Below are 26,750 nucleotides of genomic sequence, written 5' to 3'. Positions count from 1 at the left end.
CCAGACGACTCAGACGACCACAGCAGTCCGCTCGGCTAAAAATCCTGTAACTTCAGAAACGGCGTCTTCCACGCTGAGGCGCTCGGTATCGAGCGTCAGATCCGCGTTCTGCGGCTCTTCAAAGCTGCTGTCTCGGCCCGTGAAGTGGGCCACCTCCCCTTTCGCTGCCTTGGCGTATAGCCCCTTCACATCGCGGGCCTCGCAGGCGGCGAAGCTGGCCTTCACGTAAATCTCCACGAAGTCCTCGCCGAGAATGCCGCGGGCCAGATCACGATGCATGCCGCGCGGCGTGATCAGGGAGCAGAGGACGATCACGCCATTCTGAGCCAGAATCTTCGCCATCTCCGCGGTGCGCCGGATGTTCTCCAAGCGATCGTCATCGCTAAAGCCCAGATTTCCATTCAGCCCGGTGCGCAGGTTGTCCCCATCCAAGCGGATGGTGAGGCGGCCTTGCTGGTGCAGAACACGCTCCACGGCACCGGCGATGGTCGATTTACCCGAGCCGGAAAGCCCGCAGAACCAAAGCACCACGCCCTGCTGACCGAGCAGGGTTTCCTTGTCGTGGCGAGGCAGCGTGGCGTGCGGGTGAATGTTGGACATGGTCATGGGAAAGTAGCAGGGAATCGGCGGGCGGGCGACCAGAATCAAGACCGGTCCTTCATCCGGTCAAGCAGGCTGTACCAGATGAAAAGCGAGTTGTAGGCAAAGTAGCGACGGAAGAGGCGGCGGGGTTCCGCGGCGATGCGATAGGCCCATTCCAGACCGAAGCTCTGCAGGATGGCCGGGGCTTGGGACACCTCTCCCGCGTGGAAGGCGAAGGCCGCGCCGATGCCGAAGTAGACACCGGGGGGGAGACGGTCCTTATGGCGGGCGATCCAATGTTCCTGCTTGGGGCAGCCGAGGCCGACCCAGACCAGATTGGCCCCGGAATCCCGGATCAGGCCGCAGATCTTATCGAACTCCTCCGCCGACCACTCGCCGAAGGGCGGCGAATAGGTCCCCGCGATCGCAACGCCAGGGAAGCGCTCGGCGAAGTTCCGCTCCAGCTTCTCCAGCGTGGACTCCTTACCACCGAGGAGGAAGTGGCGGAATCCGGAGCGACCCGCTGTGGCCTTCAGGGTCTCCAGCATCAGGGTCGGGCCGTAGACCCGGTCCTTGAGCTTCTCCCCCTCTGGCAAAGCCGCATTGAGGGACCAGACCAGCGGCATGCCGTCCGGCACGATCAGGTCGAACTGACGCATCGATTCACCGAAGGCGGCATCCGAACGGGCGAGTGCGGCCACGTGGGTATTCGCGGCTTCCACCGCAACGACCTCCCCAGCCGCCGCTTTCTCCAAAACCCACGCCACTGCTCCGGCGTAATCCGTGCAGGCGAGCGGGAGCCCGATAACGTGTTGGATTCGCAAAAGTTAGATCAGTAGTGATAGCGTGCTTGGGCGAAAAGCACACGGTCATCTTTCACCTTGTAGACCAAGCGGTGCTCTTGGGTGATCCGTCGTGACCAGACGCCAGAACCCAAGTGACGCAAGGGCTCAGGCTTTCCTATCCCGCCGAAGGGATCGCTGCGGATCGCCTCGATCAGTTCTAGAATCCGCAATGCGACCTTCCGATCGGTCGAGACCCAGTGCGGCAGGTCGTCCAGAAAGTCCCGATCAAAGATGAGAAGGCGATCGATTGGACTCATGGCAGTCCAACCCGCCCCGCCAACTCGTCGGTGGAGAGGTTTTGCCCTTCCCCGCCCTCAAGCCGCTGAAGGGCGGCTAACAAGCGTCGCGCGTTCGCGGGAGAGCGAAGGAGGTGAGCGGTCTCCTGCAGACCCTCCCACTCCCCTACCGGCACCAAGACAACCGACTCGTGCCCCCGGCGATCGATCACCACGGGCTCGCGGGTAGAGACGGCTTCGTCCCACACACTGGCTAATCTCTCGCGTGCTTCGGAATAGGAGATCGATCCCATACCCAAAGATTAATCCCGTACAGATTAGTTGTCCAACTATTCCTTGGAAACGGAGACTTTGTGGCCGTGAGCCGCGAGCAGGGCATGCTGACGGGCGGTATCGAGATCGGAGGCCACCATCTCGGAGCACATCTCCTCGACGGTGATCTCCGGCACCCAACCGAGCTTCTCCTTCGCCTTGGCGGGATTGCCGAGGAGGGTTTCCACTTCCGCGGGACGGAAGTAGCGGGGATCCACCTTCACGATGACATCGCCGGGCTTGACCGCGGGAGCGGTGGCGGGATCCGCGGACACCACGGTGGCCACCTCATCCACGCCGCTGCCGCTGAACTCGAGCACGATACCGGCTTCCTGTGCGGACATGCGGACGAACTCGCGCACGGAGATCTGCTTGCCGGTGGCGATGACGAAGTCGTCCGGGGTGTTCTGCTGGAGCATCATCCACTGCATGCGGACGTAGTCCTTGGCATGACCCCAGTCACGCAGCGCGTCCATGTTCCCGAGGAAGAGACATTTTTCCAGACCCTGCGCGATGTTCGCGATGCCGCGGGTGATCTTGCGGGTCACGAAGGTCTCACCGCGGCGCGGGGACTCGTGATTGAAGAGGATACCATTGCAGGCATACATGCCGTAGGCCTCGCGGTAGTTCACCGTGATCCAGTAGGCATACATCTTCGCCACCGCATAAGGAGAGCGCGGGTGGAAGGGAGTCTTCTCGGTCTGCGGGATCTCCTGCACCAAGCCGTAGAGCTCGGAGGTGGAGGCTTGGTAGAAACGCGTCTTCTTCTCCAGGCCGAGGAAACGGATGGCCTCCAGCAGGCGCAGGGTGCCGATGGCATCGACATCCGCGGTGTATTCCGGGGCCTCAAAGGAGACCGCCACATGCGATTGGGCGCCGAGGTTATAAACCTCGTCCGGCTGCACCTCGCTCAGGATGCGGGTCAGGTTCGAGGTATCCGTGAGATCGCCGTAATGCAGGCGGAAACGGGAATTCTCCACGTGCGGGTCCTCATAGATGTGATCCACACGCTGGGTGTTGAAGAGCGAAGCACGGCGCTTGATGCCGTGGACTTCATAACCTTTCTCAAGCAGGAACTCCGCAAGATAGGACCCATCCTGGCCCGTGATACCGGTAATAAGTGCGCGCTTCATGGGAGAGAATTTCTGTTTTTGTTAGAGTCGTGCTTCTCCTGATTCGAGTTTCGAGAGGAAGTCTTGATAGGCGGCCGCGAGGCCTTCTTCGAAGCCGATGACGGGGCTCCAGCCGGTGCCCTTGATGCGGGACACGTCCATCAGCTTGCGAGGCGTGCCGTCAGGCTTGGTCGGGTCGGTGAGGATCCCGCCTTGGTAGCCGACCGTCTTCGCGATCAGGGTGGCGAGTTCGAGGATGGTGACGTCGTCACCCACACCGACATTCACCCAGTCCGGCGGGCTCTCAAGATCGAGCAGGTGGAAGCATGCCGCGGCGAGGTCATCGACATGAAGGAACTCGCGGCGCGGAGTGCCCGTGCCCCAAATGGTCACGTCCGGCTTGCCGGAGACCTTCGCCTCATGGAAGCGGCGGATCAGGGCAGGGATGACGTGGGAATTCTCCGGGTGGTAGTTGTCGCCGGGACCGTAGAGATTCGTCGGCATGGCCGAGTGATACATCAGCCCGTGCTGCGCCCGGTAGTGCTGGCACAGTTTCAGGCCGGCAATCTTCGCGATGGCGTAGGCTTCGTTCGTGACCTCAAGGGGGCTGGTCAGCAGGCAGTCTTCCGGCATCGGCTGCGGTGCCAGTTTCGGGTAGATGCAGGAGGAGCCGAGGAAGAGCACGCGCGGCACGCCGGCGCGGCGGCTGCCTTCCACGAGATTCGAGGCGATACTAAGATTCTCGTAGATGAAGTCGGCCGGATAGGTGGCATTCGCGTGGATGCCGCCAACCTTGGCCGCGGCCACGATCACAACATCCGGCTTCTCCGCTTCCAGGAAGTCGAAGACGGCGCGTTGATCGAGGAGATCGAGACGATCACGGCCCGCGACGATGATTTCGTTTCCGCCGCGGCGCTCCGCTTCGCGGACCAGGGCGGATCCCACCATTCCACGGTGGCCGGTGATGAAGATTTTCGACATGGGGGGATTCAGTTGGGGAAAGAAACCAAGGCGGCGATCACCTCATCGAGCTGGGCGGTCGTGAGCTCCGGATAGACCGGGATGCTGATGACCTCGGAAGCCAAGAGATCGGAGACCGGGCACGCATCCAGCGCGTGTGCGGGTAGACCGGCGAAGCACTCCTGGCGGTGCATCGGGACCGGGTAGTAGATTTCACAACCGATCCCCTTCTCCGCCAGACAGGCGCGCAGGGCATCTCGGCGACCCTCGCCCGGGACGCGCAGGGTGAACTGGTTCCAGACATGGCCATTATGACCGTAGGCGACGGGCAGGATGAAGCGAACCCCGCCTTCCGAGATCCTGGCGGCCTGTTGCTCCGGGCAGCAGCAATCGGACTCGCTGGCCTGCACGGCTCCCGGGATCTCCGAGATGCGGCTCAGGTAGTAGTCCGCATTCCGCGCGCGGCCGGCAGCATAGTCCTTGATGTGGCGAAGCTTTACCCGCAACAGCGCGCACTGAAGAGCGTCCATGCGGAAGTTCCCCCCCACCAGCGAGTGGTAGTAGCGGGGGTGCATGCCGTGATTCCGGAGGCGCAGCAGCTTCTCGGCAAGCGCGTCGTCCTGAGTGGTGACCATACCGCCGTCACCGAAGCCGCCGAGGTTCTTGGACGGGAAGAAGCTGAAGCAACCGATCCTGCCGATGCCGCCGCAGGTCCTGCCCTTGTACGTGGCGCCGAAGGATTGAGCGATGTCCTCGATGACTTCCAGACCGTGCTCCGCGGCGAAGGCGGCGATGGAGTCCATATCCGAGGACTGCCCGTAGAGATGCACCGGGATGATCGCCTTGGTCTTCGGCGTCAGCTTGGCCTTGGCAGAGGCGACATCGATGCCGAAGCAAACCGGGCAGACATCGCAGAAGACCGGCGTGGCACCGGTGCGCGAGATGCTACCGGCGGTGGCGAAGAAGGTGAAGGAAGGGCAAAGCACTTCATCGCCGGGCCCGATGCCCAGCGCCATGAGCGCGATGATCAGGGCATCCGTGCCGGAGGAGATGGAGATCGCGTGCTTCATGCCGAGCTCCGCCGCGCACTCGCGCTCGAAGGCATCCACTTCCTCGCCCAGGATGAAGCGCCCGGAGTGGAGCACCTTGTGGAAGACATCCTTCAGCTCCGCTTCGATCGGCAGGTTCTGGGCATTAACGTCGAGTAGAGGTACCGGCATGAAGTTCTAAGTGAAAAGTTCCAGGCGCCAAACGGGCATCAGGCCTTGATGACCTGCCCCTCGGGGGTGCCGACGGAGGCCATGGCATTGCGCGTGTCGATGATCAGGTCGGACCAGGCCGAGAGCTGCTGCAGATCGAAGGCGGAGTGATGGGTGGAGATGACGATGCAGTCTTGGGCGCGGATGGTTTCCTCATTCCACTCCACGGAGCGGACACCGGCCCAGTTCATGTGCTCGCGCGTAGGACCGACTACCGGCACGTGCGGGTCGTAGTAAGACACCTCCGCACCGAGGCGCTTGAAGCCATCCAGAAGGGCGAAGGTCGGGGATTCGCGCATGTCGTCCACGTTCGCCTTGTACGCCAGGCCTAGTAGCAGGATCTTCGATCCCTTCACGGGCTTGGCACGGGAGTTCAGTGCCTCCATCGCGCGATGGATCACGTAGTCCGGCATGCCGCGGTTGATCTCCCCGGCGAGTTCGATGAAGCGGGTGTGCACACCATACTCGCGCGCCTTCCAGGTGAGATAGAAGGGATCAATGGGGATGCAGTGGCCGCCCAATCCGGGCCCCGGATAGAAGGGCGTGAAGCCGAAGGGCTTGGTGGAAGCAGCGCGGATGACCTCCCAGATGTCGATGCCCATGCGATCGGCAGCCACCTTCAGCTCGTTCACCAGGCCGATGTTTACCGCGCGGTAGATGTTCTCCAGCAGCTTGGTCAGCTCGGCGACCTTGCAGGAACTGACCGGGACGATCTTCTCGAAGGCGGACTCGTAGAGGGCCACGCCCGCATCAAGGCAAGCCGCCGTGACCCCGCCCACCACCTTCGGAATATTCGTGGCGGAGAACTTCGGATTACCCGGGTCCTCACGCTCCGGCGAGTAGACCACATGGATCTCCGTGCCGACCTTGAAGCCGGCTTTCTCCACCCGCGTGACCACTTCCTCATCCGTGGTGCCGGGGTAAGTGGTGCTCTCCAGGCTGAGGACCTGCCCCGCCTTCAGGTGCGGGACCACGGCATCCACCGTATCCGTGACGTAGCTGAGATCCGGCTCGAAGTGTTCATCGAGCGGGGTGGGCACGCAGAGGATGATCGCGTCCAGACCGGCGATCACCGAGAAGTCCGTGGTGGCCTCCAGTTTGCCGGCAGCCAAAGCCTCGGCCACATGCTCGCCGGGGATGTGCTTGATGTAGCTCTTACCCGCGAGCAGGGCCTGCGGCTTGGCGGCATCGATATCGATACCGACGGCGCGGAAGCCCTTCTTCGCGTAGGCAAGCAGCAGCGGCAGGCCGACATAGCCGAGGCCCACCACACCGACAGCGGCACTCCCGTCCGCGAACTTTTTCTGGAGACTCATGATGAATGGATGCGGGCGCGCTCAGGCGACCGGCACGAAATCGCGGAAATACTCGATCGTTTCGCGGATGCCCTTGTCGAAGGGAACCACCGGCTCCCAGCCGAGGATTTCCTTCGCGCGGGAGATGTCCGGCTTGCGGACTTTAGGGTCATCGGGCGGCAGCGGCTTGGGATCGACCTTCAGCTCGATGCCGAAGACCCCCGCGATGGCTTCCGCGAACTGGCGCATGCTCATCTCGTGCGGGTTCCCGCAGTTGACGGGCTGGTGGTAATCGCTGCGGGCGAGGCGCCAGATGCCATCCACCAGATCCGAGACGTAGCAGAAAGAGCGCGTCTGGGTGCCATCGCCGAAGATGGTCAGTGGTTCGCCGCGAAGGGCTTGGCCAATGAAGGCGGGCACCACCCGGCCGTCATCGAGGCGCATGCGCGGGCCGTAGGTATTGAAGATGCGGACGATCTTCGTATCGAGTCCGTGGGCGCGATGATAGGCCATGGTCGCGGCCTCGGCGTAGCGCTTGGCTTCGTCGTAGCAGGAGCGCACGCCGATCGAGTTCACATTGCCCCAGTACTCCTCCCGCTGCGGGTGGATTTCGGGATCGCCATAGACCTCCGAGGTGGAGGCGACGAGGTAGGTGGCCTTCTTCTTGAGCGCGAGATCGAGCGCGTTGTGCGAGGCGTAGGAGCCCGCCTTGAGGGTCTCGATCGGGATCTGGACGTAATCGATCGGGCTGGCCGGGGAGGCCATGTGGAAAACGAAATCGACCGGGCCTGCGACATCGAAGGGCTCGGAGACGTCATGCTCGATGAACTCGAAGGCGGGATTGTCCGCCAGGTGCTCGATGTTCCGTGCATGGCCCGTGACGAAATTATCGAGCGCCACCACCCGCAGGCCGTCCGCCAGCAGGCGATCGACGAGGTGGGAGGGCACGAATCCGGCACCGCCGGTCACGACAGCGGTTTTGCCTTTGAGATCCTGAATCTGCTTCATTGGTTTGTTCTGGGGGGAGACTGGGAGGGGTGGCGGGGAAAACTCAAGCAAGCTGCCGCCCGTGGTCGCTTGCCCCGGTGAAGAGCAAAACCAATGCGAGCGGACACGGAAAATGTGCTTCAGGCGGCTTCATCGCAGCGCCTAGGCGGGCCGATGGATTGAAATATCGGGCTTATGTTCAATCCGAAATGAACAAATCGGGCTGCCGTGATCACGTCAGGGAAGAGGTTTGCGGGGCAGCAGGAGGGAAAAGAGGTCGACCTCGATGACTTGCTCGCGGCCAAGGAATTCGAGCAGGACCTTCACCCGCTCCCGGGCGGGGAGGACTTCCACCACGGTAGCGCGCACGCCGCCGAGCGGGCCGTGCGCGAGTTCCACTTCCTCGCCCTCGGTGATCCGGGGGCCGACCGTGAGCACCTCCTTCGCGCCTTGGCGGGCGACTTCCAGCCGCAGCGCATCGACGAAATCGTCCGGCACGGAAGGCACCTTGTCCCCGAAGCGGACGAGTCCCCTCACCCCTTGGCTATACATCACGGCGCGCTCCTCGCTCTCCAGCCGGAAGCGGGCGAGCACGTAGCCGGGGAAGAGGGCCTCCACCCACCAGACCTTGCCCCGCCGTGTGGCCTTCCGGTAGCGCAGCATGGGGCAGAACACTTCGACACCCTCCAGCTCCCGCAGGTGCGCGGCGGCGATGGCCTCGCGCTTGGTCTGCGTCTTCAGGCAGAACCACTCGGCTTCTCTGGAGGGGGAGGATCTCATTGGCCGAGGACTTTTTGGAGCAGGGGCAGCACGAAGCGCCCGCGCCCGATCCAGTATTCCAACTGCCGCACGCGGGCGTCGTAGAACTCCCTGCGGGCGGGATCCGGTTCCGCGGCGGCCATCTGGAGGAGATTGCCCGCCTTCGACTGGCCGCTCTCAAGGTGCGGGCGGACTTGCTCGCGGATGAAGCCGCCGACCAAGCGCTTGAGCTCGATCGAGGCCGAATAGTAGCTGCGGCGTGAGCCTTCCACTTCGATCTCGCGCACGGCGCCGAGGGTCTTGAGGGCGCGCAGGCCTTGGCTGGCAGAGCCCTTGCTGATGCCCAGCTTCTCCACCAGATCATCGAGGGACAGCGGATCCGGTGAAATGAAGAGGAGGCCGTAGATCTCACCGATCGACCGCGGCAGGCCGAGGACCTTCACCCCGTCCACGAAGAACTGGATGACTTGGCTCTCAAGCGAGCCGAGCGACGGGAAATCGCGGATGTCTTCCTCTTCGCGCAGCGGGGGCACGCGCGGGTGATAACTTGAGAAGGGGAAGTGTTCAATCTCAATTGAACATCGCGATATCCGCAAGCTCCTAACGGAGAATCCCTCGCTCCGCCAGATGGGAGATCCAGCGGGCGAAATCTAGGTCCGGAAACTCGGCGGCGGCTTGGGTGGCCAAGGCCTCGAAAGGGCGGGTGCCATCCATGCTGGCGAGCAGGCGCTCGTGACCGGCTGGGTAGCGGCAGGTGACGTGCCGAGCATCCACGACCGGCAAGCCGTTGGCGGAGAAGTAGCGGTTCAGCTTCGAGATCTCCGGTTGGGCGCCGGGGCTGGACGGGACTTCGATTCCGTCGGCGCGGAGTTCGAGGCAGCCGATGCGGGCCATTTGGAAGACCCAGCCGGCGATTTCCTGCGAGTGGTGGGTAGGATCCCAGCTAACGCCGAGGCGCGATGCGGTGCGCTCCAGAAGCTCCTGAACCGGAGTGCAATTGCCACCGGCGGCTTCGACCTGCTCGCGGAAGGCCCGGGTGACGGGGCTGCCGGAATGGGCCTGAGGCAGCGGCTCCGGCCCGAGACCGGTGGCAAAATGGAGGACGGCGGCGGTCGTGGTGCCTTCTTCCAAGGGAGCATCCGCCCGGCAGAGGAGGCTATTCCGGTGGGTGCGACCGGAGAGAAGGTCGAGTGTCTGTTGGAGCAAGATCGGATCTGCCGCGAGCGGTGCGAGCTTCTCGAAGGCGGCGGGATCGATGCCTTCCGGGAGGTTTTCACGGAGATCAGCCTCGCCGAGATAGCGGAGACCACGCTGGCCTGCCCAAGCGGCGAACTGGGCGAAGTAGACGGGATCGCAGACCGGGGCGAAGTCGTCGAAGGGCAAGACCTCCGGGCCCTTTCTCACGATTTCACGGCAGGTGGCTTGGAGGTGGGCGGCGTGGGCGGTGGAGTTCCCGGCCATTTCGGCGAGGGAGGCGGCGACCTCGACGACGTTTCCACCCAAGGCGGCCCCCGCCGGATTGCCAGCCAGACTGCGGATGAGCGGCACGACGTCGCGTTTCAGCGACCAGCCGGGCAGGGTGTTGTAGCTGATGCAGGCGACACCCGATTCGGAGAGAACCTGGCTGACGAGGTCGAGTAGCCGGGACTTCACGGCATCCGGCACCCAAGAGAAGAGACCGTGGACGATGAGGTAATCGCAGGGGTGAGAGGGCCGCCAGTGTTCGAGATCGGCGACTTCAAAGAGGACGTTTTCCAAGCCGGCCTCCCATGAAGCGCGGCGGGCGCTGCGGATCGCGGTGTCCGAGAAATCGAGGCCGGTGAAATCGCTCTTCGGGTAGCGGGCGGCGAGCGGAAGGAGGTTGTGGCCGGAGGCGCAGCCGAATTCCATGACGCGGGAGCCTGCGGGCAGGGCGAGGCGTTGGAGGCCGCCGAGCCGCGCTGTCACGGCGATCCGCGAGATGTCCGTGACCGGATGGCTGAGGGCCGGGTAGCGCTTTTCGGAGTAAAGTTCGCGCACCGGTTCATTCATGGCGCATTGAGGGCAGGCTGGCCGTGCATTTCAACCTCAACCCGGGCATTGACACGGTCCGCTCCGCCACGTAGGGAATCGGCCCCCGCGCGACGAGCGTCAAACGGCGGAGTAGCCAAGTGGTAAGGCATCGGTTTGCAAAACCGCTATTCGTGGGTTCGATTCCCACCTCCGCCTCCATCACAACTTATTCAAAGTGATCGGATCGCGGCAGTTGGATCCATTTTCCACAGGGTCCCACTACCGCAGAAAAGCGCTCAAAAACGCACCCATTTCTGGATGGTAAGTGGATGGTGCTTTTGGACTGCCCTGCTGCCGCCTTCCCGACCCCGGCAGAGTCCGGTCTTCGGCTGACTCTGACGCCGGGGGTCAATGTCTGCCCGAGGTCCCCTCGCGCGCGCATGCGCGCAGGCGCGCCTGAGACTCGGCTACATGCGTCCGAGGCCTCAAAACGGCCAAATTGACCCATCCGGGAGTCCTTAACCATGCAAGACGCACGAAAAGGTTGCCGAGGGTCCCGAGCGCGCTTGGCCACCACTTTTTCGAAAGACCTGACTCAAAGTCCCAGCCGGGGACGGCTTCGCGGTCTCAGGCGGCGAGGCAGCCCAAGACCTTAACACTCCTCATGCGCCAACGGGGAGTTGTTGAGGACCTTCCGGTGAGTCTATCACGGCAACGAACCGGTAGTTGTGGCTGGGTTCGATCTGGTGGGTCGCCGTTTCTGTCCACCGGAGCAGCGCGGCGCTGCTTGATCGACCCGAGTCGACCGACGAAGCTCCTCCTGGCCTACGGCCAAGGGTGCGTCCACGCGGGCCTTGGGATCCGGCCGATAGACGCTGAGGTGTAGGTTCTTGATTGCCTGCGGCCGTTCATCACCTGATGACGCTCACGACGAAGAGCTTTCCGATACTTAAGCTGCGCTTTGAGGAGAGCACCGGTTTCGTCTTGCTGGATTCGTCCAAACGGTGCGGAGTTATCAAAATCTTTGGAAATCCGAAGCCGCCCTTTAATGTCCACCCGCTTCTTCACCAACGATCAGAGCAACACGCTTCTCAAGAAATTTGAAGGGATCTTCGAGCACAACCCCGATCTCGCTCGCTTCGATGCATTGGTAGGCTACCTGCGGGCATCCGGGTACTTCGCCCTCCGGCCCCATTTGGAGAAGGTCCCCGTCGTTCGGATACTGGTGGGCATCAACGTCGACAATATCGTCGAGGAGTATCACAAAAAGGGTCAGCTTTTCCTCGCGGATGCCGGCAAGGCGCTGAAGGAGTTCCGCGACGGCTTGATCGCCGATATCCAGGGTGCGCGGTACTCGCGTGAGGTGGAGACGGGGATCCTCCAGTTTGTCGAGGATGTCGCGGCCAAGAAGGTCGAAATCCGCGCCCACCCCACGAAGCGGCTCCACGCAAAGATTTACATCTTCCTCCCCCAGGGTTTCAACGAGCACAAGCCCGGCCACGTGATCACCGGATCGTCGAACCTCACCGCATCTGGACTCGGTGCTCAGCGTGACGACCAGACCTACGAGTTCAATGCCCTGAGCCACGACTACGCGGACGTGAAGTTCGCCTCCGACGAGTTCGAGAAGCTCTGGGCCGAATCGGTTCACGTCCTTCCCAAGGAGGTCGAGGAAGTCACGAAGAATAGCTTTCTTCGGGAGGACATCACCCCCTTCGAGCTATACTACAAATTGCTCATCGAGTACTTCGGTCCCGCGATCGAATACGATCCGAACAGTGAGACCGATCTCCCGGAGGGCTTCATGCGCCTCGCCTACCAGATGGACGCGGTCACCCAAGGCTTCCTCCTCCTGCAGAGGCACGGCGGCTTTTTCCTGTCGGATGTCGTTGGTCTAGGCAAGACGATCATTGCCATTCTGATCGCCAAGAAATTCTTCTACCACAATGGCTTCCCGGCCCATTTATCGGAGACGCTGATCATCGTGCCGCCAGCCTTGAAAGATGGCTGGTTGACGACCATCGAGAAGTTCGGGTTGAAGGGGGTGCGGGTTGTCAGCAACGGGAGCCTCCACAAAATCCAGAACGCCAAAAAATACGACCTCGTGATCGTGGACGAGGCCCACAAGTTCCGGAACGACACCGCAGCTTCTTACGACGAACTCCAGCGGATCTGCAAAACCCGTACGACCCGCCGCTTTCCGGACGGCAGCTATTACAGGAAGCGGGTCATCCTCGTTTCCGCCACGCCGCTGAACAACCGGCCGAACGATATCAAGAATCAGCTCCTACTATTCCAGGACGGCAAGGATTCCACCCTTGAGGTGCCAAACCTGCAGCGCTTCTTCGCCAACCGCCAGAAGGAGTTCCAGAAGGCGCTCAAGGACCTGTCACCCGAGGACGCACGCGTCGAGATCCAGCGCATCTACGAGCTTATCCGCACCAAGATCGTCACCGAGGTCACGATACGTCGCACTCGCACCGACCTGAGGGACCACGAAGACTACAGCAAGGACCTCGACGCCCAGGGAATCACCTTTCCGAAAGTGAAGCCGCCGGAGAAGATTCTCTACCCGCTGAGCCCGGCCTTAGAGTTGCTTTACGACGAAACTCTCGCCGATCTCGACAGGGGGCTCACTTACAACCGCTACCGGGCGATCGGAGCGTTGGTCCCGGAAAAGCGGATCAAGTACCAGCAGGCCGAGCAAATATCCTCACAGCTCGCCCGGATCATGCGGACGTTGTTGTTGAAGCGCCTCGACAGTTCCTTCCACGCCTTCACCCGGTCTTTGTGCCGCTTCCGGGACAACACGCAGGCGATGGTCACCATGTTCGAGAACGGGAAGATCTACATCGCGCCGAGCCTCAATGTCTCCGAGTACATCATCGAAGACCGAGAGGACGAACTGGTCGAGCTGATCCTGGCCATGCAGGGCGACGATGCGACGCTCCAGATCTGCACGCCGGAGGATTTCGAGGCGAACTTCCTGCCGGGCCTGAAGAAGGACCTTGAGATCCTCAATGACCTCGCCGCCCGGTGGGGGGCGGTGAAGGAGGATCCGAAGCTCGACGAACTCGTCCATCGCCTGAAGACCGAGTTGCTCTCTCCCAAGATCAACCACTCCGCCGCCACGCACGGCAAACCCAAGCTTGTGGTCTTTTCCGAATCCAAGGAAACCACCGACTACCTGGTGAAGCAGCTCCACCACCACGGCTTCGAGAAGATCCTCACCATCGATTCCAGCACCCGGAAGGACCGCATGCCGAAGGTGAGGGCGAACTTCGATGCCAATGTCCCGCTCGCCGAGCAGGTTGACGACTTTGAGATCATCATCTCCACTGAAGTCTTGGCGGAAGGCGTGAACCTTCATCGGGCAAACGTCATCCTGAACTACGACACGCCGTGGAACTCGACCCGCCTGATGCAGCGCATCGGCCGGATCAACCGAATCGGCACCACCGCCTTGGAAATCCACATCTACAATTTCTTCCCCACCGCCAAGGTGGATGCCGACATCGACCTGAAGAAGAAGGCCCTCGTCAAACTCCAGGCCTTCCACTCCGCCCTCGGTGAGGACAGCCAGATTTACTCGACCGACGAGGAGGTGGATAACTTTGGCCTCTTTGACAAGGACTTGGAAGAGGAGAAGGACGAATCCCTCGCCCTGCTCATGGAGCTGCGGAAGTTCCGGCAGCAGAACCCCGAGCGCTTCCGGGAGATCCGGAATCTGCCGCTCCGGGCCCGCGTTGGCCGGAAGGACAAGATTCGGGACCAGTCCACCATCAGCTTCGTCCGCAATCGCCGGCGGGACGGTTTCTACTATGTTCACCCGGACAAGACGGTGGAGGAACTCTCCTTCGTGGAGGCGGCACGGATATTCCATGCAAACGCCCGGGAAAAAAGCGTGCCGCTCCCAGAATGCCACCACGAACAAGTAACCGTGGCGGTGGGGCACTACCACGAAACGCTCAAGTCCGAAGCCGTACGCGATCAAATCGTGGATAGCCATATCGGCCCGAACGAGCGCAAGGCCCTTCAGTTCCTCAATATTTTCATCGCCCACCCAACCCTCGCTTCTGCCGAGGAAAAGACCCACCTCAAGCATGCCCAGCTCGCCGTGCGCAAGGCGGCTTTCGGCAAGCTCCAGCGCGATCTGGTCAAGCTTGAGAAAGGCCAGAAAAAGACCCCTCTCAAGCCCGCCGCCCTGCTCGACAAGACCCTGGAGATCGTCGGCCGCTACGACTTCTCCAGTTACGACGGCGAATCCGCTGAAGACCTCAACGCAGGGCTCAGCGCGGCCGATCTGGAGCCCGTCATCATCCTCTCTGAATCCTTCACCCACTCCGACTGACCTTCCCCTCGATGAGCGAACCCAGCAGGCTTCTAGACCGTCTCCGCAAAGCCTTTGATCGGGAGGCCTGGCAGCAGGAGCTACATGACCTCTTCCCTAACGGAACGGTCACCCTTTTCGCCTCACCGCAGATCCTCTCCACCAGCCAGGAGAAGGTTACCTCCACGCTTCAGCTTGGCGTCATCAATTTGTCCGACGGACAGACCCTCGCGCTGCTGGAGGTCGAGACCAGCAATCAGGTCCTACTCGCTCGGAACCGCGTGGGACTGCGCAACTTTGTCGCCGGCTTTATTGATGAGGCTGGTGCCGCAGCCGTTCTCGCCGTGTTCCACCAGCCTGGTTCCCCCGACTGGCGTCTCACCTACGCCTCACGCCGCACCACGCTCGATGAAGACACCTTTGAGATCACAACCATAGAGACGGCACCCCGGCGCTATACGTTTTTGCTGGGCGAGAACGAACCTTGCAGGACGGCGGCATCGCGGCTCGCCATGCTCCTTGAAAAGGAGGACAATCTTACCCTCTCCGACGTGGAGAAGGCCTTCTCGGTGGAATCCCTCACCAAGGATTTCTTCAAGAAATACAAGGAGCACTATCAGGCTTTCACCGGCTATCTCTTGTCGAAAGGGATCGCAGACGCCACACGCCGGACCATCGGAATTCCGATCTCGAAGAAGGATCAGGAAAAGGCCGATAAGCCCGTCCGTGACTTCGTGAAAACCCTGCTCGGCCGGTTGGTGTTCCTGTACTTTCTGCAGAAGAAGGGCTGGCTCGGATGTCCCGCGGGGACCACCTCTTGGACCGGCGGCGATCCAGCGTTCATCCAATCCCTCTTCGCGCAGGCACAAAGTTCGGGAGATGCCGACCGCTTCCACTCCAAGTATCTGGTCCCGCTATTCTTCGACGCCCTGAACAATCCGGAGTCAAACCATCGGCCCTTCCCCCTTACTGGAAATCGTCTGCCATATTTGAACGGCGGCCTTTTTGAGGTCGATTCAAGCGCTCTCCGCAGCATCGATTTCCCTGCCGATTTGTTTGATGCTCTCCTCCAGTTCTTCAGTGAATACAACTTCACGATCGACGAGAACGACCCCGAAGACCACGAGGTGGGGATCGACCCCGAGATGCTTGGTCACATCTTCGAGAACCTGTTGGAGGACAACAAAGACAAGGGCGCCTTCTACACGCCCAAGGCAATCGTCTCCTACATGGCCCGCCAGAGCCTGCAGCACTACCTGCGCACCCACTTGGGCGACGAACCGGAACTCGAAATCCTGCTCAACGAGAAGGACCACACGAAGCACCCGAAGGGCTCCTTCGTCGCAGTCAACGCCAAGCACATCGCGAAACTGCTTGATGAGGTAAAGATCTGCGACCCCGCCATCGGCTCCGGGGCCTTCCCTATCGGGCTTCTGCAGGAGATCCTGTGGACCCGGCTGGCCCTGAATCTCGAACTCAACGAGCCGGCGGAGCGCGCCAAGCTGAAGCGCCGCATCATCCAGAACTCCATTCACGGCGTGGACATCGATCCGGGCGCCGTGGAAATCGCTCGCCTTCGCTTCTGGCTGGCGCTCGTGGTCGATGAGGAAGCTCCCCGTCCGCTACCGAACCTGGACTACAAGATCATGCAGGGCGATGCCTTGCTGGAGTCCTTTGAGGGCATTGATCTCTCCCGTATCTCGACAGGCGAGCAAGCCTCCTATGCCCTCACCGGCATCATCGGAGGGCAGAGGGAGTTTGCGCTCGACGATGCCAAGACCCAGATGGAACTGCAGGTCACCGAGCGCCGGGAAAAGATCTCCGGCATGCTGCGCGACTACTTCCCGGAGACGGATCCCGTCTTGAAGAAGCAGCGGCACGCCGAGATCGACGCGGAAGTGCTCAAGCACCTCGACCACGCCATCGCCTGGGAGCGCGAGCGGATCGAGGGCCTGCTGGACCAGCAGCGGAAGATCCGCGGCGGGAAGATCGCCGGGACTCGCGGCTGGACCCCGGCCAAGGGCGACAAGGCGATCGCCGGCTACGAGGCCGACCTCGCCGCGCTGCGAGTGAAGAGCGACAAACTACGCGCATTGCAGACCTCCCCCGAGCGGCCCTTTTTCCTCTGGCATCTCTACTTCCAAGAGGTCTTCGAGAAAGGCGGCTTCGACATCGTCCTCGCGAATCCGCCATACGTCCGCCACGAGACAATCAGCGACTATGCCCCCGTGCTGCGCGAGCACTACGAGGTCACGGCGAGCCGCGCTGACCTCTTCATCTTCTTCTACGAGCAGGGCGTGGAACTGCTGCGGGATGGCGGAATCCTGACCTTCATCACCTCCAACAAGTACTACCGCGCAGCCTACGGCTCGAAACTCCGGCCCTTCCTGCGCGACAAGCTCACGCTGCATACCCTCATTGACTTCGACGATGCACCGGTCTTCGACGCCATCGCCTATGCTTCCATCCTCATTGGGTCAAAAGGAGCGGCGGAGGAGGGCCACCGGATCCGCGCCTACAACTGGAAGCCAGAGGATTCGGTGCAACGTCTCCCGCAGGTCCTGGAGGCAAATTCCTTCGCCCTCAGGCAGGCCAAGCTCTCTGCGGAGGGCTGGCAGCTCGAACCGCCGGCTGTCGTTGAGCTTTTGGACAAGCTCCGGATAAAGGGGACACCGCTCGGGGATTATGTCGGCGGCCGATTCTATCGAGGGATCATTACGGGCCTCAACGACGCCTTTGTCATCACCGCGGAAAAGCGCGAGGAATTGAATGCTGAAGACGAGAACTCAGAAGATCTCATCAAACCCTTCCTTCGCGGGAAGGACGTCAAACGGTGGCAGGTAACTCATCATAATCTTTACCTGATTGTCTTCCCGCATGGGTTTCACTCTCAGCTCAAGAATTACCCGGCCATTCTGAAGCACTTGAAAAGCTTTGAAACAGATCTCAAAAAGCGCGGTCAGTGCACCAGCTCCCGGGGTGACAAAGGCGAAGGGCAGCACCATTGGCTGGAACTCGATAACAATCCGAAAGCGTCTTACCTGAATTGCTTCGCTGGCAAGAAAATCGTGATGCCTGCGATCGAGCGGCGCACCGCCTTCGTTGTGGATCATGGCCACTATTCGAACGACAAGACAAACATCTGCGTGGCAGACGACTGCGAGTTCTTGTGCGCGGTGTTGAACTCATCGACCACCTGGTGGGTGATTACCCAAACAGCGGCCACCAAGCAGAACGGCTACTACGAGTTCAAGCCTCTCTACATCAAACCGATCCCAATCCCTCCCGCCTCCGCCGGTGAAAAGGCCCGATTGGTGGAACTCGGGGAAGCATGCGTCGTTGCCACAGCGAAGAAGGATCCGGCTTCCCTTGTCATCCTCGAACGCGAGATCAACCAGATCGTTTATCGTCTCTTCGACTTGACGCCCCAAGAGATTCGCCTGATCGAGGGCGAGGCCGCTCATCAATCGACCGCCGGAACCCACGGGCATACCAAAGACAAGGACGCGCTTTTCCGCCGGCTGCGTGCCTACGGCCAGGAAAGCCCCTATTTCTCCATCGAGAAGATCCGTGCCGACTTGAAGGAGGAGAATCTCAAGTTCACCGACGAGCTGCTCCGCGAGTATCTGAGCGAGGCAATGCAGCGGAAACTCGTCCACGATGCCGGCAGGGGCTGGTACAGTTCGTTGGCCATTCCCGCCGTCCTCGACCCCGAGCCGGTGGCCGACCTGCGCGCGACGCTTGCGAAGCGCTTCCCCTTCCTACCGCACTATGTCTGGTCCACCCAGCAGGTGAACCCATGGATGCACCACCTGCTCGGCAAGTTCATCCGCTTCGTTCACGTCGAGCGCGATGGCGCGGACGACGTGGCGGCCTTCCTGCGCAACGAGGGCTGGATCGTCACCGTCAACCCCACGGCAAAGACCGCCAAGGATTTCACCCCCGGCGACCGCAGCGTGGTCGTCCGGGGAGTCCTCCGCGGATTTGACCCCACTGTCGAACCGCGGGTCGAAACTGTGCTCGTGGACCTGTTGCTGGAGAACCGTCGGCTCAATTTGATGGACGAGGGAGAACGGCAGGAAATGAGCCGCAAGCTCGTGACCACCCACCGGGTGGAGATTTCCAACCTGCTTTCCCGGTTGGGGGATCACAAGCGGTCGCTTATGGATCTCGTTGGTTTGGCGATTCCACCAATTATCGCGGAAAAATAGGAAAATTCCGAAATCATGGGCAGACTTGAATTTTTCATATATGATTCCAACCCATTGCTTTCAAGAAACTTGGCTTCGCGATCAAGGAGCTGCGCTCCGTGCACGGGACCTCCGAACCCTTGAGAAAAACATGCTGGCGCTGGAGCTCGTCGCCCGCCTCCAGCAGGGCGGCTTGGAATTCATTTTCAAAGGTGGAACGTCTTTGGCCCTGCTCTTCACCCCGATCCGCCGCCTATCCATCGACGTGGATATTCTCAGCCTCGAACCACTCGATCGGTTGAATAACGTCTTGGCACGGGTAACGCAGGATCGTCCGCCATTTCTCCGGGCAGAGCATCAGGACCGCCGGGACCGCGAGGCCCCTCCCACCAAACACTTTAAGGTCTACTACAGCTCCGCGCTGGATCCGGGTGGGATTCACTCGATCCAACTGGATGTGATTGCTGGGGAGAGTCCGTATGCCACGACTGAGCGCCGACCCGTGCGGGCTTCGTTTTTCGAGGTGGAGGAGGAGGTGCAGGTCATCATGCCGACCGCATCAAGCCTCCTGGCGGACAAGATCGCTTGCTTCGCCCCCTCGACCATCGGCTACCCGTACCACCCTCTCGTCGCACGGACTGGAGCGCCGGCCGATCCCCGGCCGATGAAAGTGGTGAAGCATCTCTTCGATATCGGCGAGCTGGCAACCATCGCCGACAACCTACCCGAAACTGTCGCAACCTATGCTCGTGTGCATGAGGAACAAGTCCGCTTTCGTGGCGGCGACTGGTCCATCGATCAGACTCTTGACGACACGCAGGACGCGGCGTTCTGGGTCTCCCGTGTGGATCTTCGCCCGAATGAAGTTCATGAACGAATCGACTTCTTTCGTGGTGGGGTGAGTGCCTTGGACAGCCACCTATTCAACCACCCCTTCCAGCGCGCGGAATCCCGGCTAGCTGCGGGCAGGGCCTCACTGGTCGCGGAATTGATCCGCAGGAACTCAGCTGGATTCGACTTGCGGGGCTTTCTCGCGGCCGAAACTGACAATGCCCTCGTTGGGCCCGCAACCTTGGCCGATCCTTGGGCCAATCTGAACCGCCTCAAACAAACCGACATCAAGGCGTTTGATTGCTGGAATCAAGCGCAACTCTTACGAGCCCCGAGCGAATAATCGTCTCGAATGCCTACGGCCATTGCTGTTAGGGCAGGGCAATACCGCCAAAAGCCACTATCCTGCCCAAAATGAAGCGCTATATTGCCTGCCCCGAGTGCGCAACTTTGCTGGTAGCCCATGCTGACCTCACCGGCCAGCGCGTGCGATGCTCGGGATGCGGTCGAGCCTTCGTCGTGAAATCCGACTTCTTGCCTCCCCAGCATGTACTGACTGAACCTGTACCCCAGAGCAAGCCCCGCGCAGAGGAGACTGGAACGGGAAGATCTCCCACTCCGACCGAACGGCTGTGGGTTGGATCGATCATGGACCTAGTGCTTTGCCAAATCGAAGAAAGCGGCGCCCGCGATCTGGAGCATTGGACCATCGTAATCGATGAAGACCGCAACCAGCCTTATCTCGTACTCGGCAGAACCCACCAAGGCCGCAGAAGGGTAATGTTGGGGGACTGCATGACGTTCCCTCTCTTCGCTACGTGCGCGGAGGGTCCCGAAGCGGAGATGATTTTCCAAGAGGTGGCGCTCGAAATTTATAGAAGCTTGTCGCGGCAATGAGAGGATCTCCGCTGCGAACGCAGTGGCGGAAGCAACCCGATCTATTTGGGGCCCATCCTTGGGACGAGCACTTTTCACCCAAGATGATCCGCGAACGATGAAGGAAGTCTCCCGCTAGTAGCATTGCCTGCACTCCCCCCGGCGTGTTCCAGGACCCGCGATCAGGCAATTCGAGAGGCAACGACTAAGACGTCCTGTGCTCTCGTTGCAGGCCTCCCACGAAGCAGATCTTTGTCCTGCGCAGCAGTGGCTGCCCAAATCCCCCGAAAAAATCCCGAACGCGCCCTTTTCGAGAAACCGCATACGCTCACGCGGCAGGTGTAGAAAGTACCGACGAAGAGGTAGCGGAAGCGAACGGGAAGTTGCGGGCGAAGAATGACGAGAAGCGCAAGTAGAAGACTTCTTGAAAATTAATAAAGCGTGTGCTTGAACCGTCGCGCCACGCAATCGCGTGGGCTGGGCGTCAGAACCCATGACAGCCAACCGGACAAAGGGTCCGGGAGGCACCGGCGCATGTCCAAGGGGCCTCGCATCGCGGGGTCCTGAAAGGCCCGTGCGGTCATGCTGTCATGACTTCTGAACTCCCGGGCCACCTGGTGCGGGCTTCCTCCCATGCTTGAAGAAATCCTCACCGTTCTGTTAGTTTGCGGAGTTCCTGCCGCCTTGGTTTTTCATGGGTGGAAGAAAGGAGGTCCGATCGACCGACTTGAGTTTCTCCGCGACTGTATTGGAGTTGCCGTGACCAGCTTTGTCGCGGCGGCGTTTCGAGACGGCGCAGGGGTGGTTGTGACCCTTGCTGCATGGATTGGTTCCGCCCTTTGGATGTTCCGATCCCTTGGGAGGAGACTCAAGGACGCTCGGGTTCCTGCATGGTTGGTGTGGGTCATGGGGGCCGCTGGCATCACGGGGGTTCCCTACCTGATAGCTCTCCTTCTTCCCTCGCAAATGCTCAAAGAGGCAGCCGCGCAAGAAACCAATCGCTTGGAATCAACAGCCCATCCCGAGCCCGAACCCGCTATGAAACACAGTCATTACTCCGTCCACATTCCCGAAGGAGAGGAACTCTCCGAAGGATACGTTTCCATGGCCCATGGCTCACCTTACACCATCCGCCTCGAAAACGGGGGTCAGCGGAGATGCGATGCAAAGGTGGAAATCGACGGCCACGACGTTGGCACGTGGCGGGTAAACGCGCGGGATTTCGTGGTTCTCGAACGGCCCGCCCATGATACTGGCCGCTTCACCTTCTTCAAGGTAGGCACTGCGGAAGGAGCCCGGGCCGGTATCGTCAAGAATGAGAAAACTGGTCTCATTTCCGTCACCTTCATTCCCGAATCATCGCCGTATTCAGGAGGGCTTTGTGCTGCACCTCTCAGCGATGATAACGAAGCAGGAGGAACCGGACTCACTGGTGAGAGTGCCCAGAAGTTCGGAACTGCGGAAGCCATCGAACGAGCCGAGAATGAGGCTTTCACCATCCACCTCCGCTTGGTCGCCAAGCCGGAATTCATCCGGCCACTGATTCCACGATCAACACCAATCCCTCCTCCGATCGGGACGTAAAGCTCCATAGCTCTAGCAGCTGACCTTCGGAAGTACGTCGCCGAGTGCGCACCCTTGAGCTGAGGTCGCCCATCCCTTCTGCCCGCTAGAAACTAGCTGCTTGGACCTCCCCTATCGCGATCTCTTGGCCGCGGGGTGAACATGGGATGCACTCCGGCCACGGATGGGTCGGACGGCTCCGGAATCGGGGGGAGTCCGGAGTCCGGTATCTATAGATATACCGGACTTTCCGGACTCCATTGGTCCGATAATCCGAAGATCCAATTCTGGACTTGCCGGACTTTCCGGACTCATTCCTTGACCAACCTCCCGGTGCCCACCTCAGCGCGGTATGCCTTCCGTTGCTGAAGGGCGTTTTTCAACTCGTAGAAGACCGAGCGGGATACTCCGCAATCCTCGCTCGCCCGCTCCTGCCACTCCTTCACGTTTGCCGCCGGGAGGTAGGCGAGCATGGCTTCGGGCTGATAGGTTGCCTTCCTGCCTGCCGTCCTAGGCTTGCTCGCCATCATTTCGTCCTCGTGATGCACCACGCAGGACGTAAGGGGCTTCCCGCGGCGGTTCGCGCCGAGCATTACTTGCCGGAGCGTGAAGGGCATCGGTTCGCCTGCTTCAAGGTCGCGCTGCTTGGTCACGCGGACGGTGGAGACGCGCTCGCCCTCGGGACGGAAGATTTCAATCTCGGTATCAACCGCAGCCCGGAGGGAGGAATGCCCGCGGGCTCCTCTTGCCTCATCCTTGCCGCAGTGGTGGACCACGCAGACATGCGCCCCGGTCGCCGCCCTGATGACGTCGATAGATGCAACCGCAAAGGTCATGTCCTGCCCCTTGTTCTCATCGCCCCCAGCCATCGCCCTTGCGAGCGTGTCGAGGACCACAAGGCGGCAGGGCAAGTTTGATTGGCTCGCTGCCTCCTTTACAGATTCGGCTAGCATCCGGGCATGGCTCGCTTCCAGCAAGGACACCGGGGCAGTGCAGACGTAGAGAGGGGCATCATCCGGCAAGCGTCCTTCGCGGCGGAGTGCCTCAAGCCGGTTCTTCAGCCCGTTGGAGCCTTCGAGCGCCACATAGACCACCGCGCCCTGGTCCACCTCGATTTCATCCCGCCATGTTCTGCCGGTTGCGACATGCACCGCAAGGTCGAGAATCCAGAAGCTCTTGCCGACGTTGGATGCGCCATAGACCACGCTCGCGCCTCCATCGGTCAGGAGTCCTTCCACAAAGTCCGCCGCAACATGCATGCCCTCCAAAAGATCCGCCCGTGTGATCGGGAACGATTGTGCGGCCTTTGCGTCGGGGTCTGGCGGACTCTTCCATTCATCCGTTTTCATCCACCCTCCTTTCCAAGCTTGGAGGGATCGAAGTATGCGACCTCTTGGCGCTTTCCCTTGTCGGCCCGCCACCCTTGGGGGAGTCGCACGAACTGAGATCGGGTCCATGTTGCCGGATCCGCGCCGATGGAAACCGCGTAGCGCATGAACTCCCTTACGATCCCACCTTCCCCCTCAGGGCACTTCCACCAAGCGTGGAGGGACTTGCCGCCGGAAGACAGGACAAGAGCGAGAGTCGGGGCAAACTGCCGGAGATGCCAGATAAGCGCCGCCTGCTCGTCAGCGGCACCCGAGTCAAATTCGGTCACGAGAAAGCGCCGAGGGCCGGTGTTGTCCAGCGTGTGGGCCGAAATGCGGCCGTCCTTGGTGAGGCCGGTCGCCATCGACATTGGGGAAGGCACGATGAGCGAAAGCTCCGAAAGCTGACCACGGAAGTCTTCACGCGGCGCCGTTCTGAAATTGGAGTTGCTGACTCCAATGCAGAGCAGAGGGTTGCCTGGAAAGAGTGAATCCGCGAAGAACTCGGCATCGGTCGCATCCAAGTCACAGCGGGTCGGGCTAGCGTCCCAAAGATCGGCTAAGCCCAGGATTCCGGAGGTGGCTACAGCCTTGGATCTCGCTTCCGCATGAAGCGCCGGCCACCTACGTTGCACGGGCTCGACTATGGCCTCGCGGGCGCAGTTTGGCTGCCACGCGGTTGCCAAGGCATTCCGCACCGCCTCTTGAATCTCGCGCTCGGAAACAGGCCGGCCGCAGCCTTGAACCGCCACAGCGAGCAAATTCACAATGTCCTCCGGCTTTCGGTGGGCGTGAAGGTGCCGGGCTACCTTGTAGAGCCACTGGTGAACCCCCTCTCCGTGCTTTGGCGGCGCGGCGAGGTGATCCAAGAGCCATTGGGGAAGGCCGCACCTCGTGAAGGTAGGAGACGTCACGGGGCCCTCCTTTCACCGCGATGAAGGGCCGCCTCGAACCGGCTGGACTGAAGGTCTTCCGATCTCTCAGACCCATCAGCGGCGACGATGGCAGCTTGCGCTGCAAAGTTTCCTGTGACAGTCTTCAGAAGCGTTTTGAAGATCTGCCCCGTCCCCGGCTGGCGGGGCTTTCTCCTTTCACGCCGCACCTCCCTTGCGACGAAGCCAAGCAAGCACTTCGGATTCAATGTATCGCCGACTGCGCCCGATCCGCAGGCAAGGCATGCCCCTTGCCTGGAGGTGATCGACCGATCGCAGGGAAATGCAGAGACGCTGCGCCAGCGATCTCCGGGTATGGATGACCTGATCCGATGCAGGGTCCATGTCATTCGGTAGTGTGGTGGCCATGGCGCATTGGTGCGCCTAAACACGCCCCAGTGCACCTTTTCCACGGTCCACCGTTGTCCTAGGGACACTGATGGATAACACTGGAAATCAACATGCTAAGCATCTTCAATTATTTTTGCCAGTACCGCACCGTAGTCCGAGCGGTGCGAATTCCCGAACCCTAGACGGCTAATGTCCCTCTTTATCCGCTCGGAGGACCTAACCGCATCGTTGCCACCACCGAGTTTCCAGAGGATTTCATCCGCCGTCATTGTCCAAAAGGAACGCGGGAGCCAACCGAAGGCGACGAAATTGAGAAACTCCGGGGCCTTCCTATTGGTCCCCCGTTTCTTCTTTCGGGTTTCGGCCGCGACCTTTCGGCGCTGTATGTCGGCAACCGAGTCTGCGAACGCATCGGCGCTGGCCGAGTGCTCCAGCGCTGCATGAAGCCAATACTTCTTCTCTTCCGGATCGATCGGCGCGTCCGGCTCGATGGCCTTGATCGATGATTCAAGTCCAGCGTATGGCTCAGCGTATTGATAGACCCTTGTCCAATCTTCGAGCGCAGAAAGGAAGCCCTCCAATTGCGTGGCCAAGCCAAACTTGGCGAAGGCGACTGGGCCCAATTCCCAAGCGTAGAAGGCCGCATCGACGAGTGCGAATCCACGCGAATTGCCTGCCGCGGCCAGATAAATCAGCTCATGAGTTTCGACAGGACAAGCGCGCCCACAAAGCGCCAATCCGAGGTACTTGGAGCGAAAGTATGTTTGCGCGATCCGACGCTTTGCGGTTGGGGCTGCTAGCAACCAGTAGTCGTTGGGGAGGTCTATGAGTTTACGGAACTCCTCAACACTCGGGGCGAACGGCACCACGGGAGTAGCGCCTTCTGCCCACTCGCTAAGTGTCCGGGAGAGCGGGTGCGAGCGCTTTTCACTCATGACGCGGTTCTCAACACGTTATCCGAGCCCCTTTGCGAGCGACTCCGTTCGGACGATTTAGGAGGCTGAACATCAAACCATTTTGCCCCGGCATCTTTGGCCACCGCATGGCGATACCTTGCAACGAGCAAGCGAGGGTCCCGCGCGTGGCCAAGCCAAGCCGCGACCTTCGCGAAGTCCTCGTGCATTGCGCAGGCGTGCGACGCGAAGGAGTGCCGCAGGGCATTCGCCGGCCAATCGACGATTCCTGCTTCTTCGCGCACATCTTTCAGCCAGCGGATCATCTGGCCCTCCGAACGGCCTTCGGAGCCCCCCGGAACGAGCTTCCCCACCGGGGCCACTCCTGCTGCTTCGGCAGCTTCCAGCCAAGCAACGAGGGCCGAAGGGATGGGCACAAATCTCGCTACCCCGCTCTTGGCCACCTTGGCGGAAATTCGAAGCTCCATCCGCTTCCTATCCAAGTCTTCGAAGGAGAGTCGGCATATTTCCGCTCTACGCGCCCCACAGAAGGCCCAAGTCGCCAAGGCGGGCACGGCGCGGACAGATCAGCAATGCCGTCCTGAGCAATCCTAGAAGCTGTGAGGGGGTAATGGTGCCGACCTCGCCCTGTGTGACCTTGGGTTGCCTTCGCCTTGGTCACGGGGTTCGTGATGATCAGCCCGCGGTCGATCCCCCACTGGAACAACCCGTGGGCTGCGGTGCGGATTCCTTTCACAGTCTGCGCGGACAAGCCGCCGGCCCGCATTGAGCTCAGGGCGGATTCGATCTCCTCCGTAGTGATGGCCCCGGCAAGGTCACCGGGGGCGAAGTACGAGACGAAGCGCTTGAGTCGGTGCTTCAGACCAACCAAGTGACGCGGAGAAAGCTCTTCCCTAGCCCGCGCTTCGAGGAAGCGATCGCGAAGCTGTCCGATCTCGGGACTTTTCACTCCAGCCTTCTGCCGCTCGATTGCTTGGCGGATGATGTCGCGCAATGCCGGGGCGTCACGGCCGGCGGTGCTCTCCGCTGCGACGTATTCCCGCCAAACCCGGAGCGC

General features: G+C 61.0%; 20 protein-coding genes and 1 tRNA gene. 5 read left to right on the top strand and 16 right to left on the bottom strand.

From position 1 onward, the window contains the following. Nucleotides 1-9: 9 nt before the first annotated feature. The 12 genes from cysC to OJ996_RS03635 form a co-directional block, all read right to left on the bottom strand. Nucleotides 10-606: an adenylyl-sulfate kinase gene (gene cysC / locus OJ996_RS03690; RefSeq protein WP_345783758.1), complete on the bottom strand. Its 597-nt coding sequence runs from the start codon at nucleotides 604-606 to the stop codon at nucleotides 10-12. Nucleotides 607-644: 38 nt separating this feature from the next. Continuing rightward, entirely contained in the window at nucleotides 645-1,406 is a 762-nt protein-coding gene (locus OJ996_RS03685; protein WP_264511292.1) for a WecB/TagA/CpsF family glycosyltransferase, read from the bottom strand. Between the two features lie 8 nt (nucleotides 1,407-1,414). Continuing rightward, nucleotides 1,415-1,684, bottom strand: a complete 270-nt coding sequence (locus OJ996_RS03680; RefSeq protein WP_264511289.1) for a Txe/YoeB family addiction module toxin — start codon at nucleotides 1,682-1,684, stop codon at nucleotides 1,415-1,417. Then, nucleotides 1,681-1,956 (bottom strand): type II toxin-antitoxin system Phd/YefM family antitoxin, encoded by a 276-nt coding sequence (locus tag OJ996_RS03675; RefSeq protein WP_264511287.1) that lies wholly within the window; start codon nucleotides 1,954-1,956, stop codon nucleotides 1,681-1,683. The genes OJ996_RS03680 and OJ996_RS03675 overlap by 4 nt, the downstream gene beginning before the upstream one ends. A gap of 36 nt (nucleotides 1,957-1,992) precedes the next feature. Further along, the gene (gene gmd / locus OJ996_RS03670) at nucleotides 1,993-3,108 is read right to left on the bottom strand and encodes a GDP-mannose 4,6-dehydratase (RefSeq protein ID WP_264511285.1); all 1,116 of its coding nucleotides are present in this window, start codon (nucleotides 3,106-3,108) and stop codon (nucleotides 1,993-1,995) included. Nucleotides 3,109-3,129: 21 nt separating this feature from the next. After that, nucleotides 3,130-4,068, bottom strand: coding sequence for a GDP-L-fucose synthase family protein (locus OJ996_RS03665; RefSeq protein ID WP_264511282.1), 939 nt, complete (start codon nucleotides 4,066-4,068; stop codon nucleotides 3,130-3,132). A gap of 8 nt (nucleotides 4,069-4,076) precedes the next feature. Beyond that, nucleotides 4,077-5,267 (bottom strand): DegT/DnrJ/EryC1/StrS family aminotransferase, encoded by a 1,191-nt coding sequence (locus tag OJ996_RS03660; RefSeq protein ID WP_264511280.1) that lies wholly within the window; start codon nucleotides 5,265-5,267, stop codon nucleotides 4,077-4,079. A 38-nt stretch (nucleotides 5,268-5,305) separates the two neighbouring features. Continuing rightward, a complete protein-coding gene (locus tag OJ996_RS03655) occupies nucleotides 5,306-6,622 on the bottom strand; it encodes a nucleotide sugar dehydrogenase (RefSeq protein ID WP_264511277.1) in 1,317 nt (438 codons plus the stop codon). 21 nt (nucleotides 6,623-6,643) lie between these two features. After that, complete coding sequence (locus tag OJ996_RS03650; RefSeq protein WP_264511274.1) at nucleotides 6,644-7,609, bottom strand: UDP-glucuronic acid decarboxylase family protein; 966 nt, start codon at nucleotides 7,607-7,609, stop codon at nucleotides 6,644-6,646. Nucleotides 7,610-7,825: 216 nt separating this feature from the next. Then, complete coding sequence (nusG, locus tag OJ996_RS03645; protein ID WP_264511272.1) at nucleotides 7,826-8,368, bottom strand: transcription termination/antitermination protein NusG; 543 nt, start codon at nucleotides 8,366-8,368, stop codon at nucleotides 7,826-7,828. Beyond that, nucleotides 8,365-8,880 carry a GbsR/MarR family transcriptional regulator gene (locus OJ996_RS03640; RefSeq protein ID WP_264511270.1) on the bottom strand — a complete coding sequence of 172 codons (516 nt, stop codon included), beginning with the start codon at nucleotides 8,878-8,880 and terminating at the stop codon, nucleotides 8,365-8,367. Before OJ996_RS03640 ends, nusG begins: the two co-directional genes overlap by 4 nt. Before the next feature lie 67 nt (nucleotides 8,881-8,947). Further along, on the bottom strand, nucleotides 8,948-10,378 hold the full coding sequence (locus tag OJ996_RS03635; protein WP_264511268.1) for a class I SAM-dependent methyltransferase: 1,431 nt from the start codon (nucleotides 10,376-10,378) through the stop codon (nucleotides 8,948-8,950). A 105-nt stretch (nucleotides 10,379-10,483) separates the two neighbouring features. Here OJ996_RS03635 and OJ996_RS03630 point away from each other — a divergent pair. The 5 genes from OJ996_RS03630 to OJ996_RS03610 all read left to right on the top strand — a co-directional run bounded on the left by OJ996_RS03630 (nucleotide 10,484) and on the right by OJ996_RS03610 (nucleotide 22,150). Continuing rightward, a tRNA-Cys gene (locus OJ996_RS03630) sits at nucleotides 10,484-10,558 on the top strand. Between the two features lie 829 nt (nucleotides 10,559-11,387). Beyond that, nucleotides 11,388-14,690, top strand: a complete 3,303-nt coding sequence (locus tag OJ996_RS03625) for a helicase-related protein (protein WP_264511265.1) — start codon at nucleotides 11,388-11,390, stop codon at nucleotides 14,688-14,690. Nucleotides 14,691-14,701: 11 nt separating this feature from the next. Then, the gene (locus OJ996_RS03620; protein ID WP_264511263.1) at nucleotides 14,702-18,880 is read left to right on the top strand and encodes a DUF6577 family protein; all 4,179 of its coding nucleotides are present in this window, start codon (nucleotides 14,702-14,704) and stop codon (nucleotides 18,878-18,880) included. A 130-nt stretch (nucleotides 18,881-19,010) separates the two neighbouring features. Continuing rightward, complete coding sequence (locus OJ996_RS03615) at nucleotides 19,011-20,033, top strand: nucleotidyl transferase AbiEii/AbiGii toxin family protein (protein WP_264511261.1); 1,023 nt, start codon at nucleotides 19,011-19,013, stop codon at nucleotides 20,031-20,033. Between the two features lie 1,166 nt (nucleotides 20,034-21,199). Then, a complete protein-coding gene (locus OJ996_RS03610; protein WP_264511259.1) occupies nucleotides 21,200-22,150 on the top strand; it encodes a hypothetical protein in 951 nt (316 codons plus the stop codon). A gap of 290 nt (nucleotides 22,151-22,440) precedes the next feature. On the opposite strand, the gene OJ996_RS03605 is transcribed toward OJ996_RS03610, so the two are convergent. The 4 genes from OJ996_RS03605 to OJ996_RS26505 form a co-directional block, all read right to left on the bottom strand. After that, nucleotides 22,441-23,478: a helicase RepA family protein gene (locus OJ996_RS03605; RefSeq protein ID WP_264511256.1), complete on the bottom strand. Its 1,038-nt coding sequence runs from the start codon at nucleotides 23,476-23,478 to the stop codon at nucleotides 22,441-22,443. After that, nucleotides 23,475-23,867, bottom strand: a complete 393-nt coding sequence (locus OJ996_RS03600) for a hypothetical protein (RefSeq protein WP_264511255.1) — start codon at nucleotides 23,865-23,867, stop codon at nucleotides 23,475-23,477. Before OJ996_RS03600 ends, OJ996_RS03605 begins: the two co-directional genes overlap by 4 nt. A gap of 1,025 nt (nucleotides 23,868-24,892) precedes the next feature. Continuing rightward, a complete protein-coding gene (locus OJ996_RS03595; RefSeq protein ID WP_264511253.1) occupies nucleotides 24,893-25,714 on the bottom strand; it encodes a hypothetical protein in 822 nt (273 codons plus the stop codon). Beyond that, complete coding sequence (locus OJ996_RS26505) at nucleotides 25,711-26,247, bottom strand: tyrosine-type recombinase/integrase (protein WP_425605543.1); 537 nt, start codon at nucleotides 26,245-26,247, stop codon at nucleotides 25,711-25,713. Before OJ996_RS26505 ends, OJ996_RS03595 begins: the two co-directional genes overlap by 4 nt. Between the last annotated feature and the right edge of the window lie 503 nt (nucleotides 26,248-26,750).

This window comes from Luteolibacter rhizosphaerae, assembly GCF_025950095.1.
Taxonomy (GTDB): Bacteria; Verrucomicrobiota; Verrucomicrobiia; order Verrucomicrobiales; family Akkermansiaceae; genus Haloferula; species Haloferula rhizosphaerae.
This window is presented reverse-complemented; position numbering and strand designations above follow the sequence as displayed.